7 protein-coding genes and 3 pseudogenes are annotated in these 16738 nt (G+C 38.6%); 9 read left to right on the forward strand and 1 reads right to left on the reverse strand.

The features are described from left to right. Nucleotides 1–388: 388 nt before the first annotated feature. A complete protein-coding gene (locus tag RAM70_RS04050) occupies nucleotides 389–6526 on the forward strand; it encodes a translocation/assembly module TamB domain-containing protein (protein WP_312672390.1) in 6138 nt (2045 codons plus the stop codon). A gap of 220 nt (nucleotides 6527–6746) precedes the next feature. Then, nucleotides 6747–7238 carry a GNAT family N-acetyltransferase gene (locus RAM70_RS04055; protein ID WP_045361323.1) on the forward strand — a complete coding sequence of 164 codons (492 nt, stop codon included), beginning with the start codon at nucleotides 6747–6749 and terminating at the stop codon, nucleotides 7236–7238. 25 nt (nucleotides 7239–7263) lie between these two features. Here RAM70_RS04055 and RAM70_RS04060 read toward each other — a convergent pair whose 3' ends face one another. After that, nucleotides 7264–10257 carry a plasmid replication protein, CyRepA1 family gene (locus RAM70_RS04060; RefSeq protein WP_190380418.1) on the reverse strand — a complete coding sequence of 998 codons (2994 nt, stop codon included), beginning with the start codon at nucleotides 10255–10257 and terminating at the stop codon, nucleotides 7264–7266. Nucleotides 10258–10744: 487 nt separating this feature from the next. Between RAM70_RS04060 and RAM70_RS04065 the strand changes: the two genes are divergently transcribed. From RAM70_RS04065 to RAM70_RS04095, 7 genes and pseudogenes are all read left to right on the forward strand, one after another. Then, complete coding sequence (locus RAM70_RS04065) at nucleotides 10745–13057, forward strand: ribonucleoside-diphosphate reductase subunit alpha (RefSeq protein ID WP_312672393.1); 2313 nt, start codon at nucleotides 10745–10747, stop codon at nucleotides 13055–13057. Between the two features lie 37 nt (nucleotides 13058–13094). After that, nucleotides 13095–13571: a DUF29 domain-containing protein gene (locus RAM70_RS04070; RefSeq protein ID WP_159251557.1), complete on the forward strand. Its 477-nt coding sequence runs from the start codon at nucleotides 13095–13097 to the stop codon at nucleotides 13569–13571. Between the two features lie 3 nt (nucleotides 13572–13574). Next, nucleotides 13575–14027, forward strand: a complete 453-nt coding sequence (locus RAM70_RS04075) for a DUF29 domain-containing protein (RefSeq protein ID WP_312672395.1) — start codon at nucleotides 13575–13577, stop codon at nucleotides 14025–14027. Nucleotides 14028–14090: 63 nt separating this feature from the next. Beyond that, a pseudogene (locus RAM70_RS04080) lies at nucleotides 14091–14491 on the forward strand (DUF29 domain-containing protein). Nucleotides 14492–14544: 53 nt separating this feature from the next. Continuing rightward, nucleotides 14545–15150 (forward strand): annotated as a pseudogene (locus RAM70_RS04085) (ribonucleotide-diphosphate reductase subunit beta); the annotation flags it as partial. Nucleotides 15151–15446: 296 nt separating this feature from the next. After that, on the forward strand, nucleotides 15447–16124 hold the full coding sequence (locus RAM70_RS04090; protein ID WP_045361333.1) for a GIY-YIG nuclease family protein: 678 nt from the start codon (nucleotides 15447–15449) through the stop codon (nucleotides 16122–16124). 43 nt (nucleotides 16125–16167) lie between these two features. Then, nucleotides 16168–16626, forward strand: a pseudogene (locus RAM70_RS04095) (ribonucleotide-diphosphate reductase subunit beta); the annotation flags it as partial. Nucleotides 16627–16738 lie beyond the last annotated feature (112 nt).

Here is a 16738-nt window from a genome sequence, read left to right on the forward strand (position 1 = left end):
ACTTCTGGTTGTTGTTCCTGACTGCGCCGGATTGTTGTCTGTCTGCACAAGTTTTCTCTCAATCTTCAATTTCCGAACCTATTGATCCGAGCAATATTCTGATGGAACTGGTGGATTGATCAATATTAATTCGGTTAGCTGTTGAAGCTAGGGAGATTTTGGCGAATTGTTGAAAATTTTAGCCAGCCATTCGAGTCTTAGGCTAAGATGGGGAGAGAGGCTTTTAATTGGCCGCATCCCTTGAATTCCTCACAGGATTTAAGCCCAATAATCGCCTAAAAAATTGCAATTAATCGATTGAGGGCTATCAGTGCTGCGGTGAATTATCATAGTTCATTAGCTCTAGTGAGCCATTGCCCTTTCTTTGGTGTGTGTGAGGTAAACAATTATGAGTAACTCCCCTGGCGATCCTTCTCCTCGTCCTAATCTTTTTCTGAGTCTCGGTCGATTTGTCCGCCGGCCTTCTACTTTAATTGTCGGGGGAATTACTCTCCTAGGAATTACCTCCCTTGGCTATTTTACGACTCGTTATTTAGTTTATGAACGTCTCACCCCAATTTTAGATAATATCTTCAGTGAAATGCTACACAGACCCGTCAGGGTAGGTAAGATAGAGGGTTTTTATTTTAATCGCATTCGTATCGGTAAATCGGAAATTCCAGCTACGGCCAATTCTGCCGATAGTTTATCTATTGATGCGATCGAATTGGGATTAAATCCGCTGCCCTTACTTTTAGGCCTGCCGCTGCCGATTGATGTCAAGTTAATTAATCCCAGTATTTATCTCGATCAGGATAAAAATGGTCAATGGCTCGATAATTTAGAAAAAATAGCTAGTAACTTAGATCGGGAGGCACCCATTAAGTTAAATCTGGGTTTTCAGGTGGAGAAGGCAGCTATTACTATCCAACCCTATGCCCTGAAAAAACCCATAGAAATTAAGGCCGATGGTCAAGGAAGATTTATTGATCATCAAAAGCAACCTCTCACCTACGATCTCAGCGCAGAAATCCTCAAAAGTCAAGTAAAAATTAAAGGAGAAACAGCGTTAAAAACGGGTGAAAGCCTAACTAATCTTCAGATTGATCGTTTAAACTTAAGTGAACTATTAACTTTAATTCCTGGGAGCAATTTTCAATTAAATCAAGGACAAGTAAATGCTAATATTGCTCTCAATATTCCCAGTTGGGCAAAGCTAAATCAAAGTCAAGGTAATGGCAATTTTCAGGTGACGGAAGTAGCGGGAAAATTCCAACCTTTTCAGTATCCAATTAAGTTGACAACTAAGTTAAATTTACAGGGAGATAAAGTATTAGTTGAACAGGCGATCGCAAGTATTGGCAAGATTAAAACTGAGGTGAAAGGAGAAGTAAATTGGCAAACTGGTTATCATCTCAATGTCGCTCTAGAATCGGTGGATTTACAACAGCTTTTAAGAATTATTTATCTGCAATCACCTCTAGATTTACGGGGAGAAGCACGCTCTACTTTTCAAGTGACGGGAAAACTAGATCAACCTCTAATTAAAGGAACCGTTAGCAACAGCAAACCGATTATTTTTGAGCAAATTCCTATTCAATCAATAACCAGTAATTTTCAAACAAATCTCAATAGTCTTAATTTAGATAAAATTCAAATTAAACCCGTCGCAGGTGGAGAAATTAAAGGGGAAGGAAAATTGCAGTTAAATATTCTGCAATCCCTGCAAAAAAATCAACCTCTTGACGGGACAAAAATGCCGATTAATTTAAATTTACAAGCGCATTTTCCCACAAAAAAAATTATATCTCAATTCGCAACAATTCCCGCTAAAATTAATATAAACGATCTGCAAGCTAATATTAAAGCTAGAGGTAGTTTAGGACTGCCTCAATTATTAATTAATTGGCAAATACCTGGGGTTAATCGGTCAGGATTAATTAATGTTGCCGGGGAGGGCAAAGTATTTTTAGGAGGCAACAAAATAAATTTAACCGATACGGTCATTAAAACAAATGGCGGCAGACTACAGGTTAATGGGAATGGTGATTTTACTAGCAAATTAGTCCAGGCAAAAATCACGGGTAATAACTTTTTATTGACTCCTTTTGTGCCTATCGTTTGTCAATATGTAGATAGTATTTGCCCCTACCTAGAAACCTTAGAACCCTTAAATTTAGAGACAGCGAATATTCAGGTTAGTGGCAAAATTGACCAACTTAATGTTAATACTTTAAACGCAGTTGCTAACTTAGGAATTAGCAGTAAACAAGGCACAATTTTAGTCAATAGTCAAGTATTGCAGGGAAATCTTCAGGCTAAAGCTGTCCTAGCGGGATTGCCGATTAATTCCCTATTGCCTAACTTACCAACTCAGGTTAAATTACTGCGATCGCAGATTAATTTACAAGGTTATTTAGGGGAATTACTGAATAATAAAAATAATATTTTCAGCAGTTGGCAAGGTCAAGGAAATCTGGAGTTATTAGTAGATAATAATCCTTTAATTGCCACAGCAAAACTGAATCGAGGTTTGATGACAGGTACAGTTAATACCAGTGGGATTAGTCTCAATAATTTTACAGAAAATTTAACGATTCCCGTCAGTTTAGGCAGGGCAAAAATTAACTTTGCTGGCAGGATAAATTCTCTGATTAGCGGTACTTTAACGGATTTACAAACTTGGCGCGGAGAGGGAGATATACAGTTATTTGTCAATAATCAATCCCTAAGAACGACAACCCAACTGGAACAAGGTATTTTAAGCGGTATAGTTAATACAGATGGCATTAACTTAAATCCGTTTTTACCCAATATAAATATTCCTGTTAGTCTAGGAAAAACCCAAGTCAATTTCACTGGTGCAATCAAGGAATTGTTAGCGGGAAAAATCCCTAATTTTTCCACCGTCAATGCTAGGGTAGATACTCGCTTATTAGTAGATAATAATCCGATTAATACTGCTATTCAATTAAACAACGGGATTTTTAATATTCTCGGTAGCTTAGAGAATTTTCAGACTAATATTCCCATACCTTTGAATATTTCCCAAACCAGGTTTCAAGCAACAGGAAATGCCCAAACTATTTTCGACTCCCTGCTAGAAAAACAACTTAACTTAAGCAGTATCAAAGCAGTTTTTAACTCTCGTATTAATGTAGCCAAAGGAGAAATTAAAGCTAAGGCACAACTGAATAATAACTTCTGGCAAAGTGATATTATTGCCGCTAATCTCGATCCCACTGCCGTACTAGGGCAATTGCCAGGAATAAAATCAATCTCGATTCCTAACTTAGATTTTAGAGCTAATTTAGCGGGAAACATTGAAGAAATTTGGCAGGGAGTAACACCAATTCAGGTTAATAATCTCTCGGCACAGTGGGGAGAAAATAGCTTTGATGTGCGAGGAAATATTCTTTTAGCTAATCTTATCAGTCAACCCGATATCGCTGAGGTTAACTTAAATCTACAGGCAAAAACCGACCTTGCTGCTGTACCGCTAACTCAGATTATATCGCTTTTACCGATTGATTCTAACCTAAAACCCAGAGAATCGACACTGACAGGGATCGGAAAATTTCAAGGACAAATCACAGGAAAAAATCTCTTAACTGCTTGGCAAAAAGTGGGAAATATACAAATCAAAGGAGATATAAATTTAGCTAACTTTAGCATTAATGATCGACCCTTTGAACCTATCTTAAAAGGAAGTATGCAAGCAGGAATCGGTCAAAATATTAGTTTAAATCTGCGGGGAAATCAGGACATTATTGACCTAACTTTCGATCCTTGTCAACAAAATAATTGTCTGCTGCCCTATCTTCCCTTAGGGATAAATATTCGCCAAGCTTTTGGAAATAAAACTCCTTTTCTAGCAACAGCTAAACGAAGCGGAGAAAATTTAAATGTTCAGATTGCCGATTTTCCCCTAGAAATCCTGAAAATATCTCCCACGGCAGCCTACAATATTCCGGGGATTATTGCTGGACAAGTGAATGCTAATCTAGACATCAATTTATTTAACTTACAGGGACAGGGACAACTAGAGATTAATCGACCTAGTTTAGGTAACTTAATCGGGGAAAAATTAACGGCAAATTTGGTTTATCGGGATTCTATAGTTCAACTGCAAGAAGGTAGTTTACAAGCGGGTGCAAGTCAATATAATCTGCAAGGTTTATTTAATTGGCAAACCCAAGCAATAGAAGCTAAACTGAGGGTAGATAAAGGTTATATTCAAGATTTATTATCAGTTGCTAGTATCTATGATTTAACCAGTTTAATCACCCTTTTCTCCTCAGAGAATAACCCAGCTATTCAACTTAGTCCCCTAGGAGTAGGTAATCCCGAAGCTTCCCTAGCACAACAGGTAAATTTGCGGGCAAAAATTGAAGAAATAATCCAGCAATTAGCAGGGGAAAGAGGGGTAGTCGGCATACCTTCCGAACTAGATTTTCGCGGCCGTTATCAAGCAAATATAGCCTTAACTGGGACTTTAAAAAATCCCGAACTGAATGTACAATTTCAGGGCAATAGATGGGAATGGCGACCCCAAAGACCGACAGTAAATATTGTTAAACCTCTGGGAATTGTCACCACCGATACCCAATTAATTCCGATTGATGAAGTAACAATTAATCTTAACTTAAATCGTCAGTTGCTCAGGATAGAACCGATTAGATTAAAATCACGAGATTCTTCCGTATTTTTAGCGGGTGATTTTTCCTTAAACAAAGTAGAGGGAACTTTTGCCGTGGAAAATATTTCTCTCGATCTCTTGAGAAATTTCGTCCAGTTTCCCTTGGATGTATCCGGTAGTCTAAAAACTCAAGGACAAATTGCAGGAACCTTATTAAATCCTCGTATTCAGGGTAACTTTGCCTTTATTGATGGTGCAATTAATGCCCAAAATATTAATCAAGATATAATTGGTTTATTTACCTATAATCAGTATCGTTTTGATTTGCGGACAACCTCCTCCGAATCAATCCAAATCTATGCCAGCATTCCCTATCCTCCCTTACCGGGTAATGATCAATTAAAAATCCAAGCAAAATTAGGAACCGATGCAATCAAATTAATTGAAGCTATCAGTCAAAACGCCATCGAATGGGTTAACGGTGAGGGAGAGGTAGTTCTTTCAGCGACGGGAAGATTAGATGTAAAAGAGGGCTTAAAAATCAAAGATTTAGAAGCAAATGGTATAGTTACTCTCGATAATGCCGCTATCCGCAGTGTTGCTTTTCCAGAGATTTTAACCGTAAATGGCCGCATTGGGTTAACCCCTGAAAACTTAACAGTAGAGGAATTACAAGGCTCGATCGCTGATAGACAAATTTCTGTGGTGGGAGTTTTACCTTTCTTTCAAGCCATCAAAAATAATCCTAATCCCTTAACAGTTAATATTCAAGAGGGAGATATAGCAATTAATGGTCTTTATCGGGGATTAATTGCTGGGAATGCCATGGTAACGGGAACAATTCAGCAACCAATTATCGGGGGGAATGTGCGTCTTTCGAGGGGTAAAGTTTTTCTTCCTCGCACCCCAGAAATTAATCAAGAAACGGATAAACCAGTGAGTCGCTGGCTGCAGCCTCTCAACATTCCTCAGACGACAAATATTACTCCAGTTTTAAATAATTTCCAAGTGTCTTTAGCGGGATTATCCATCGAACAAGAACCTTTGTATCAATTTGATTTTAGTGGTGCTTTAACCTTGAACGGTTCGCTCACTCCACTGGAGAAATTACAAACCAATGGAGTGATTAATCTCGATCGAGGACGGGTTAGTTACATCGATACTCGTTTTCTTCTTAACCGACGCAATCAAAATGTTATTGTTTTCGATTCTAGTCGCGGGTTGGGACTTTTAAATCCCTTTGTTGATATTCAACTGCGAACAATTCTCAGCGAATTTTCTCAATCTCGCGATTTTGCTATCTCCCGTCCGGGGGGGGATTTTCCTAGTAATGAAATTCCCGATGATAGCCTCAATCGCATTCAACGGATCGATGTCACCCTCAGCGTTGAAGGTGAATTAAACCGCTTGCTACCAAATTTAGGTGGTAATATCAATGAAGTGTGCCAAATTCGTCCTGATAGTCCACCTTTTCCCCTAGAGGAAAACTATACAAATGCAGAATTACAAAAAGCTGCTAATTGTCTACAAGCAGTGGCTTTTGCTAGTGGTGAAGATGAGGGATTGCTTAACACTCCCCTAGTTAAATTAACCAGCACTCCCCCCCGCAGCCAAGGGGAAATAGTTCGACTTTTGGGGGAACAATTGCTGTCAGTTTTTAATGGTTTACAGGGGAAAAATACGGAACAATTGATTCAGTTTGGAGTGGTTCAGTTGGCAATTCCCCTCTTAGCCCAAGGAGTCGTGTATGATGTGGAGAATGCGGTTAGTAATGTGATCGGGGCAACGGATTTTAATATTCTTCCCAATTTGGAAACCGTCTATCGAGTTAATTCCCAGTCTTTTATCCGCTTTTCCTACGATTACAATTTGAATGAGTTTACCGTCCGCTATCAAACTCAATTTTAAAGCAAGATGGCTGGATAAAGCGGCAAAATCGGGTTATACTTAATTACCAGGAGAAATCCTCTAGCTAGATCTAGCAGTTATCTTAATGGTGAGGTATGAGATTTTTGTTTTGGGGGGATGGGAGACAGGAAACGATGCCCTATCAGGTTACACTTCATCTTGATCAGAAACGCTGTAGGAAATAAGAAATAGTCTTTTATTACTTTTTACTTGACCTTCCATGATTATTCGCGAGGCTAAAGAAACAGATTTACCAACAATTATCGAGATTTATAATGCTGCTGTTCCCACTCGCAAGGCAACCGCAGATTTAAAGCCTATTTCCCTCGAAAGTCGGCGAGAATGGTTTAAAAAACACGCTCCTGAACAGTATCCCATCTGGGTAATAGTGATCGAAGGTCGGGTGGTGGGTTGGCTGAGTTTACAGATGTTTTATGGTCGTGTCGCTTACCAAAAAACGGCAGAGGTTAGTTTATATATTGCCCCCGATTATCAAGGTCGTGGAATCGGTAAATTATTAGTAGAATATGCCTTGGAGCGCTGTCCAAAATTGGGTATATCTAATCTTATCTGTATTATTTTTGCCCACAATCAAGCCAGTATTCGTCTCTTTGAAAAATTCGGCTTTCAACGATGGGGTTATTTACCCCAAATTGCCGCTCTAGAGGATTTTCTGGCTGATGTGGTCATTTTAGGGAAAAAAGTCGCTTAAATAGGCAATTTTCCCCATAGCTAGACTATAATTCTAGACTTAATTGAATATAAGCATTTTCTGATTCGCCTAGAGATGGTTTCTGGGTGAGAGAAAAGAGATAGTCCTCATACCAAATCTCAGAACTTCCCGCACATTTTTCATCTCTAAATAACCATTGTTGAAACACTTGTTCTCTACCATCCTGAGGGGCAACAATCTGATAAACTTTTAGAGATTTTTTAGCAATTCTCTGGCTGCCCTTGCTGGTTAATTCATAACCTAACAAGTTCAAACAATTACGAATAATCGTCAGAGGACGGGAAGTATTAGAGAGATTAATCTTGGTGATAGTTTTAATCTCGTTGCGGTTTTTAATGGCGATTTCGGCCATTTTTTGTAAGTCGGCATCATGATTAGTTAATTCTCTTTCAGGATTAGCTAATAATACGGGAATTCCTAACACTTCTAACGTCCCGATAATCACTCCTAATTGACTACCATTAAAATCGGGAATAAATAAACTTCCGTGACCTGATTCTATCAGTTTACGCGCAATTAAAGCATCTCGATCGCACAAAAATTGTCGCCCAATTGTCAAAAAGTAATGTAAGCGTAGTTCTTGATACCATCCTTGATCATCTTTAATCACTAATTGCGGTGTGACGGGGATTCCATAGCGTTTGTATAGGTCATATTTCCTGATAATTCGCCTTTCTTTCACTGACTTAATTAACTGTTTTTTAAGCCAACGATATTCTGATTCCGTGATCTCAGAAGCGCTGGCAATTGCCTCGCATTCAGAACGATAATTATGTTCCCTAATTTCTTCAATTGCTTCCGTTAACTGATTGGTTATTTCTAGTTCTTCTTCCTGATTACGTTCTTTAATTCTATGACCTTCTGCTTGTAAAATACCTAGAATTGACTGACGATAATTAAGCATATAAGCATTTACTCGCACAGCCATTTTTGCCCAGCAGAGGAGAGATTCCGCTTGAAAATTTGTATCTAAATCCTCAAGAGATTCTAAATCTGATTGGTGTAGTAAGCGAATATTAACCTCCGTTAATCGGTGTCCAGAGGTGAGAAGTTTGGGGATAGAAGTGGAACCATTACCCACCTGATTAAATCCGTACACTGCTGACCAAATATAACGAGGAATATTCTCTCTAATTCTCCCTAAAAATTGAGCGATAGAAGTGGGAGTTTGAATTCCCTGTGCTAAACACCAAACCGAGGTAAAGTGTTGCTGAATATCAATACTAATTCCCGTTTCGATCGCAGGACTAGCTAGAACTATATCATAGTTAAGCAACAACTGATTTAAATTGCCAATTGCTTGATAAGCATCGTGACTAGAATCTGGCAATGACTCTGAATCTATCCGCAGAATTTTCTTCTGAGGAAATTGCTTTCTTAGATAAGATTCTAGGGTAATTGTCCCCCATTTGCTGGTTAATTTTTGTGCTGATAGACAAACAAAAGGTTTTCCTCCCTCTTTAATATGTTTAACTAAATCCTTAACTAGCTGTTGGGGAGTATTATCAGAGTAGTTATAAACTCGCCAAGCTTCCTGATAACTGGGTTTCCACTCGTTACTAATCAAGAAAGGTTCTAGTTTAATAGCCGCTAAAGAAGTTAGATATTCTAGGGAAATATCACTTAAATTAGCATCAGCAACTAAGACTTTTCCCCCACTGCTGACCACAGCTTGTAGCAGAGACTTTAAAGACTTTAAAATTGCTACTCGATTAGCTTTACAAGTATCCCCATTTAACCCATGCCATAGGACTTGTTCGATCTCATCGATAATAATCATAGCTTCTTGCCAATCTTCCGCTTGAAATTTAGCTTGTGATTGGGGATGGAGAGAGTCAATACATAAACCATAACCGTAAATTTGTGCCGCAGGATTATCCCTAATTTTGCTGATATAGTTTAAACCAAAGCGTTGACATAGCTCCTCTACCAGTTTGACTCGATGACCAATAACTAAAACTTTTTGTTGATTGGCAATAGCCTGTTTAACTATCTTAGCTAAAAACTCAGTTTTTCCTGTACCTTTAGCCGATTTAATCGCCATTAACTGCGCTGATGTAGGGATAGCAATATCTGGCAAGTAACGGCTATTTAACTCTAGATGAGGTGAGAGAGTTAAACTATTTAAACTCGCTGCCTTCCAAATTTCCCAAGAGGTAGCTTTTTGATAGACTTGTTGGAAGTAATCTTCTCCTCGATTGATTAGTAAATCATCCACCCCTTTACCGTCAGCAGCATCCCAAGTAACTACCTTTACCTCACAGTTAGCCTGACTGAATAGATAACCCATTCTCTGTAAAGCTAAATTAACCGCTTGTTGGTTCTTTGGTTTAGTTTCTTGATCAAAAACTAGATAAATCTTTCGTCCTGAATTAGCTAATTTTTCTAGCTGCGGAATTAGATGAGATTTGCCGATTCTTCTACCTAATTCGTCCTTGGGAGTACGATAACCATTGTGAATTCCGGGTAAGGCAATTGTCGCATAACCTGCTGTTAGTAATGCCCCCGCTTTTTTCGCTCCTTCCGTAAGACAAATAGGTATCTCTGGATGTTTAATTACCCAGGACCAAAAACCGAGATCCTCTTGCTTATTATCCACTTCTTCAGTTAAAATATTAATACTGATATGCTGGGCTATCCTTTGCCAAATTTTCAGGGGAACCCGCAAAGCAAAGACTCCCGTAGGGGTTTGGGGAGGATGTTCGTACTTAATCGGTTTAGCCTTATCAAGGCTTAAACGGGGAAAATCGGGCTTAAAACAGCCCCAAAGGTCATAATTACCCGTTAATAAGTCAATTCCTGAACACCACCAACCGCCTTGACTGATATGTTCATAACGCTTGAGAATATCATCCCTAACTCTGCCATCATTGCGTCGCGGTAATTCTTGGGAGTAGAGTAGGTATTCACTGGGAGATAACCCCGCTAAACTGGTGACATTGAGATCGATTAACTCCGCATCCACCCCGCTATCACGCCATTCTTCTAAATATTTCATCCTTGTCCTCTACTGGCTAGACGCTATATATAGCGTTTTTGTCCTATTATTCTAGCGGTAAGCCACTAAATAGCGAAAAGAGAAAATTCACTCTCTCAGAGGTTCTCAGAGGAAATTTGACTTTTAATCCACTCTTGTCTTAAATTATCGAAAAGTTAAGAACAAATAAAGTCTGACCACAACCTCCTCAGCAGTTAAGCAGAATCGGATCAAAAATATTTTGTCAATCTGTTTTTATTATCAAAGAATATTTTTTTTGTCAAGCATACAAAAGAACTATATTTTTTTAGGAAAATCGAGAATTTTTTCCAGAAAATGTCATCCAAAACACTGTTTTTAGGGAACAAAATAATCCTCGCTCTACTACATATAGAGTGATAAGATTATTTAACACGCTAGATGTTGTGTTTTCCCAGAAAATCTGATAGAATACTCTAGTACAAATAGATTAATTTGTCAAGTTTTTTAACGCCGCAATTTCCCAATTATGCAATCGAAGCCCTTGACTACTGCCGTTTCCATTCACAAAAATAACGAAGTAATACCCTTTCGTTCTACCCCTTTAGCTAATATGGGCAGCCATGGAATTAGAGTGATTCGGCGCGATGGTTCCACCACAAGCTTAAATATCGGCAAAATTCGCGAGGTGGTAGAGTGGGCTTGTGAGGGCAAAAAAGTCAATTCAATCGCCTTAGAAGCGGGTTTAACCACACGCCTGCGGGATGGGATTACCACTAGGGAAATACAGGATAATTTAATCAATTGCGCCCTAGAAATGTGTAGTCCAGAGGAACCGGATTGGCGCTATGTGGCGGGAAGATTGCATATTTGGAGTCTTTGGAAAGATACCTTAGTAGCCCGGGGTTATCAGTACGGAAATTACGAGAAAACTGTCAAAACTCAAGTTAAGAATCGGCTATACGACGAAAGAATTCTCATCTATTCTGAGGCAGAATTAAAAGAAGCTGGTTCTTGGATTAATCCCGATTGGGATATCGATTATGACTACGCCGGGGCATTGTTAATCACTAGCCGTTATTTACTCAAAAATGAGTTACCCCAAGAGGCATTATTAACCTGTTCCCTACTGCTTGCCAGTGTGGAAAGTCCTGGTAATAGACTCCCCTGGGCGAAGAAATTTTATCAGGCGATTGCCCAAAGAAAAATCTCTCTTGCCACCCCAATTTTAGCCAATTTACGCACTCCCAAAGGTTCCCTAACCAGTTGTTTTATCCTTTCCATTGACGACAGTTTAGAAAGCATTTTCGGCGAGATTACTAATGCTGCCCGCATCTCAAAAAATGGTGGCGGTGTCGGGGTGAATGTGAGTAGAATTCGCGCCACTGGTAGCTGGGTAATGGGGAAAGCTAATGCTTCCGGTGGGATTATTCCTTGGATTAAATTACTCAACGATACAGCTATTGCAGTCAATCAGGGGGGAAGACGCGCTGGGGCAGTAACTATCGGTGTTGACATCTGGCATTTAGACGTGCCAGAATTTCTGGAAATGCAGACAGAAAACGGTGATCAAAGACGCAAAGCTTATGATATTTTTCCCCAATTAGTTATCACCGATGAATTCATGCGTCGGGTGATAACTAAAGCCGAGTGGACATTAGTAGATCCCTACGAAGTTCGCACTAAATTAGGGATAGAATTAGCGGAACTATGGGGGGAAGAATTTGAAGAGGCTTATCGTTTAGTAGAGGCTAATTTAGATAAAGAGATTGTCCTCTATAAAAAAATCAATGCCCGGGACTTATTTAAAACTATCATGCGTTCCCAAGTAGAAACAGGAATGCCCTACATTGCCTTCAAAGATACCATCAATCGCGCTAATCCTAATAAACACGATGGCTATATCCCTGGTGTAAATTTATGCACGGAGAGCTTCTCAAATGTCACCCCCGATAAAACTGCCCATTGTTGTAATTTAGTTAGCCTTAATTTAGCCAACATCGACGGGGAAGAAATCGAGTCTAATTGTCAAATCGCTGTCAGGATTCTCGACAACACCATCGATATTACTAACCCTCCCTTTGATAATGCTAAAAACCACAACGATAAATATCGCACTATTGGGGTAGGGGCGATGGGATTAGCTGACTGGTTAGCTAAACGGAAATTATCCTACAATAACCTATCAGAAATTAGTAATTTATTTGAAGAAATTGGCTATTGGTGTACCTATTCCTCGATGGAATTAGCCAAAGAACGCGGCGCTTATCAAGCTTTCTTGGGTAGCGAATGGAGTCAAGGTAAATTAATCGGTGCCAAACCAGTGGCATGGTTTTTAAATAATGCGGTGCAACCGCAAAGATGGCAACAATTAGCCGAAGATATTCAACGATTTGGCATCCGTAACTCCCATATTACCGCCATTGCTCCTAATACTTCCTCTAGTTTGGTACAGGGATGTACCGCTAGTGTTTTGCCGGTTTATAGTCGCTTTTTCTACGATAAATGGGCAAAGGGAACCGTTCCCATCGCACCACCTTTTATTGAAGAAGCTTTCTGGTTTTATTCAGAGAATAAAAATCTCGAACAGCAACAAGTGGTGAAAGCGATCGCTACTATGCAAGAATGGATCGATACGGGGATTTCTATGGAATTATTATTCAACCTCAATGAAGGGGTTTACTTCCCCGCAGAACCCAACCGTTGTCTCACAGCAAAAGACATCTTTGATACCCTAGTTATGGCGTGGGAATTGGGCTGTAAAGCGATTTATTATATCCGTACCGTACAAAAGGACAATTTTCGAGAGTCTGACGATAGTTGTTCTAGTTGCGCTAATTAAGGCTAAGATAAGTCTTATTCATCACCGAATCACAGCTATGGATAAGACTTTATACGAACAGGATTACTATCTCTGGTTAGAGAAAACCATATCTTTACTAGAAAATCGCCAGTTTTCTGAGTTGGATTTAGAAAATTTAATTGAAGAAATAAAAGATATGTCCAGAAGAGAACGTCAGAAGTTAGAGAGTTTACTAACTAAACTCTTGGAGCATTTACTTAAATTAACTTATTGGCAATCTAAGCGCGATTACAATAAAAACAAGTGGCGACGTGAGATTTTAAATTTTCGCATTCAAATCAAAAGAATTATTAGCAACAAAAAGGATGGAACTTATAATACAAACTTAGCATCTTACCTCACCGAGATTCTTGAGCCATGTTACGAGGATGCTTGCCATCTATTTGTCGAAGGTTCTGGCATCGATAAAAGACTTTTAAGTGCTACACCTATTGGATCAATCGACCAAATTTTAGATGAAAATTGGTTTCCTGAGTTTCTCGGAGAGGATTAAGCAATGAAGAGTGATTTATACGAAAAAGATTACTATCTCTGGATAGAGAAAACCATATCTTTACTAGAAAATCATCAATTTTCCGATTTGGATTTAGATAATCTCATCGAGGAAATTAGTAGTATGGGGAAAAGTGAGAAACGAAGTTTAGAAAGTTATTTAACTCGGTTATTAGAACATTTGCTAAAACTAGCTTACTGGCAATCGGAATTAGAATATAATCAAAGAGGATGGAAAAATGAAATCCGTAACTTTCGCCTAAGAATTCAACAAATTATTGAAGACAGTCCCAGTTTAAAGCCCTATCTATCGGAAATTTTCTCGCCCTGTTATCAAAATGCGCGTAAATTATTTCTGGATTTATCTGGAATGGCTGAAAATTTGGTCAGTTTAGCTCCAATTTGCACTATAGAACAGGCTTTAAATGAGGATTGGTTTCCTGAAATCTCAAAATAATGGGGGATAATTATGGAAAATAACTTATAGGAAAAAGATTACTATCTCTGGTTAGATAAAACCATATATTTACTAGAAAATCATCAATTTTATGATTTAGATTTAGAGAATTTAATTGACGAAATAAAATCTATGTCTATAAGTCAACAGAAAGCCCTTAAAAGTAATCTAACTGTGATTTTATGGCATTTACTAAAATACTTACAAGAGCCAGAAAAACAAATCAGAAGCTGGGCATTAACCCTTTTTGAGCAGCGAGAAAGAATCGAAGAAGATTGAGAAAATAGCCCTAGTCTTAAGATTTTTTTAACAGAAGAAAATTTAAAAAAATGCTATGATAAAGCCAGAAAAAAGCCGCTATTGAAACAGGGATAAACCTAGAGAAATTCCCGAAGGATTGCCCATTTACTTTGGCAGAAGCCCTAGATTTTGAATTTATTCCTAGTCAAAATCAAAACATTTGACTTTTTACCAAAAATCTATTATAACCTAAAAGTGCCATAATATCCAAGTAATCATGTCCTTACATTTAGTTAATTCTTGCCATTCGATGCCCATTTCCCCGATCTTCAATCCGGCGGGAGATGATGCGATCAAAAACCGTTCGATCTGGTTTGGTAACACCACCAACCTGATGCAGTTAAACGATGTCCGCTACACCTGGGCGGTGGGTTTATATCAACAAATGCGCGAAAATTTCTGGATCCCGCAACGCTTAGATATCACTCAAGACGTGACTGAATACGGGCATCTTACCGACGAAGAAAGATATGCATATCATGGTATTTTGTCCTATCTAACCTTTCTTGATTCCGTGCAAACCTGTAATATTCCCCACCTAAAAGGTAGCGTCACTGCGCCAGAAATTAGTCTTTGTATGGCGGAACAAATTTCTCAAGAAGCCATGCACAATCAAAGTTATCAATACTTAATTGAAACGATTATTCCCCCAGATCGCAGAGGTGAAGTTTATGACTTTTGGCGTACCGATAAAGTTCTCAGGGATCGCTGTGAATTTATTGCTACTCTCTACCAGCAATACATCGATAAACAAACTACTGAAAGCTATTTTATCGCCCTTGTCGCCGATTATTTGCTGGAGAGTTTGTATTTTTACAACGGGTTAAATAATGATGTAGCCCACTAGCATCGTGAGGTGTTAGTTAAAACTCGCCAAATTGCTGGGAAGCCCTAAAGCCCTTAAACCAAAGCGAAGTCTGAAAAGATAAGCGTAAAGGAGCGAGAGCAGAAAAAATTTAAGGGATTTAATAAAAGCCGTAAGGCAGTTATTAAAAACAATGGGTAATCAGCAGCCAAGCCTCTATTTTAAAGGGGAAGGTTCAACGAACAGAGGGTGAGTATCTTCTTCCGCTTGGTAAATATGTCAAATTATAAATGTAAAAATTTTTTTTTACAGATATGGAGACTGGCGTTATTTACAAAGTGCAGAACCTTGAAAACGAAAGAGCATATATTGGGTGTACCCGAAATTTTCCACAAAGGATAGGTCAACACTTGTTGCTATCAAGTATTGGAGACGAATCATTGAGATTTTACCCAGAGTTAAAAAAGTATCCTGAAAAATTTTACTTTCAGATACTAGAGTCTGGAGTAACTCTTTGTCGATTAAGGGAAAGAGAAAGTTATTGGATAAACAAGCTTAACTCTATTGAGTGCGGGTATAACGAATGTCTGTATAGTGGGAATGAAAAAATTTCTTTGATACAAGTCAATGAAATAAAGCTAATCCTCAAGACAGAGAAAACTAAGTTTTCCGTTATTGCAGAGTTTTTTAATATTGATGCCTCTACTATATCTGACATCAATTGCGGAAAAGCTTGGTACGATCCATCAATAACCTATCCAATCAGACGCAGCACTGTAAAACGAAAAAAACTCTCTATAGATCAGTTAAGGTTAATTCATGAACTGCTGTCTGACATAAATATCTCTTTCTCTGAGATAGCCGCAATGTTCGGATGGGAATCAGAATCTGTTATCAGAAAGATTAACGCAGGAACTTACTCTGTAAAAATCTTGGATGATAATAGTTATCCAATACGCTCTATCGATTCAAGAAAAGGTTCAAGGAGATAATGGTATGTTCTAGCCCCACTCTGAAAGGATGGGTAGTTGCGTCATCTTTTTCTATAATCTCGCTTCTCGACAGTTAATGTCTGGTAGTGCTGACGTTTTCAAAATGATCAACCGGGACGAATTAAGTCACGTCCGTTTGTATCAAAAACTTATTCCCGAAGCCATGGCAACTTTTTCCCATTCCGTTGAACAGATTTATGAGATGTTCGATAGTGCCGTTAAACACGAATGTCGCTGGACTAATCACATCGTTGGCAACGACATTTTAGGTATTACCGAATACAGTACCGAACAGTACACCAAATACCTCGCTAATATTCGACTAAAAGCGATCGGACTTGAGCCTTTATACAGGGAAGAAAAGTATAACAAAAGTCCCTATAACCATCTGGAACGCTTCTCCGATACCAAAAAAGAAGGCCACACCAAAGCTAACTTTTTTGAAGCAACCGTTACCAGTTATGTTATGTCTTCTGGCTTAACTGGATGGGATGAAATTTAAAATTTACAGGACAAGAATAACCCAATTTCTTACCATAAAGTGGCAACTTTGTCAAATATTTTGACAACTTTTGACCCTCTCTTGCAGAAATACCGACAATCAGCAAATGCAC

Origin of the sequence: Microcystis wesenbergii NRERC-220 (genome assembly GCF_032027425.1) — a bacterium.
GTDB classification, from domain to species: domain Bacteria; phylum Cyanobacteriota; class Cyanobacteriia; order Cyanobacteriales; family Microcystaceae; genus Microcystis; species Microcystis wesenbergii_A.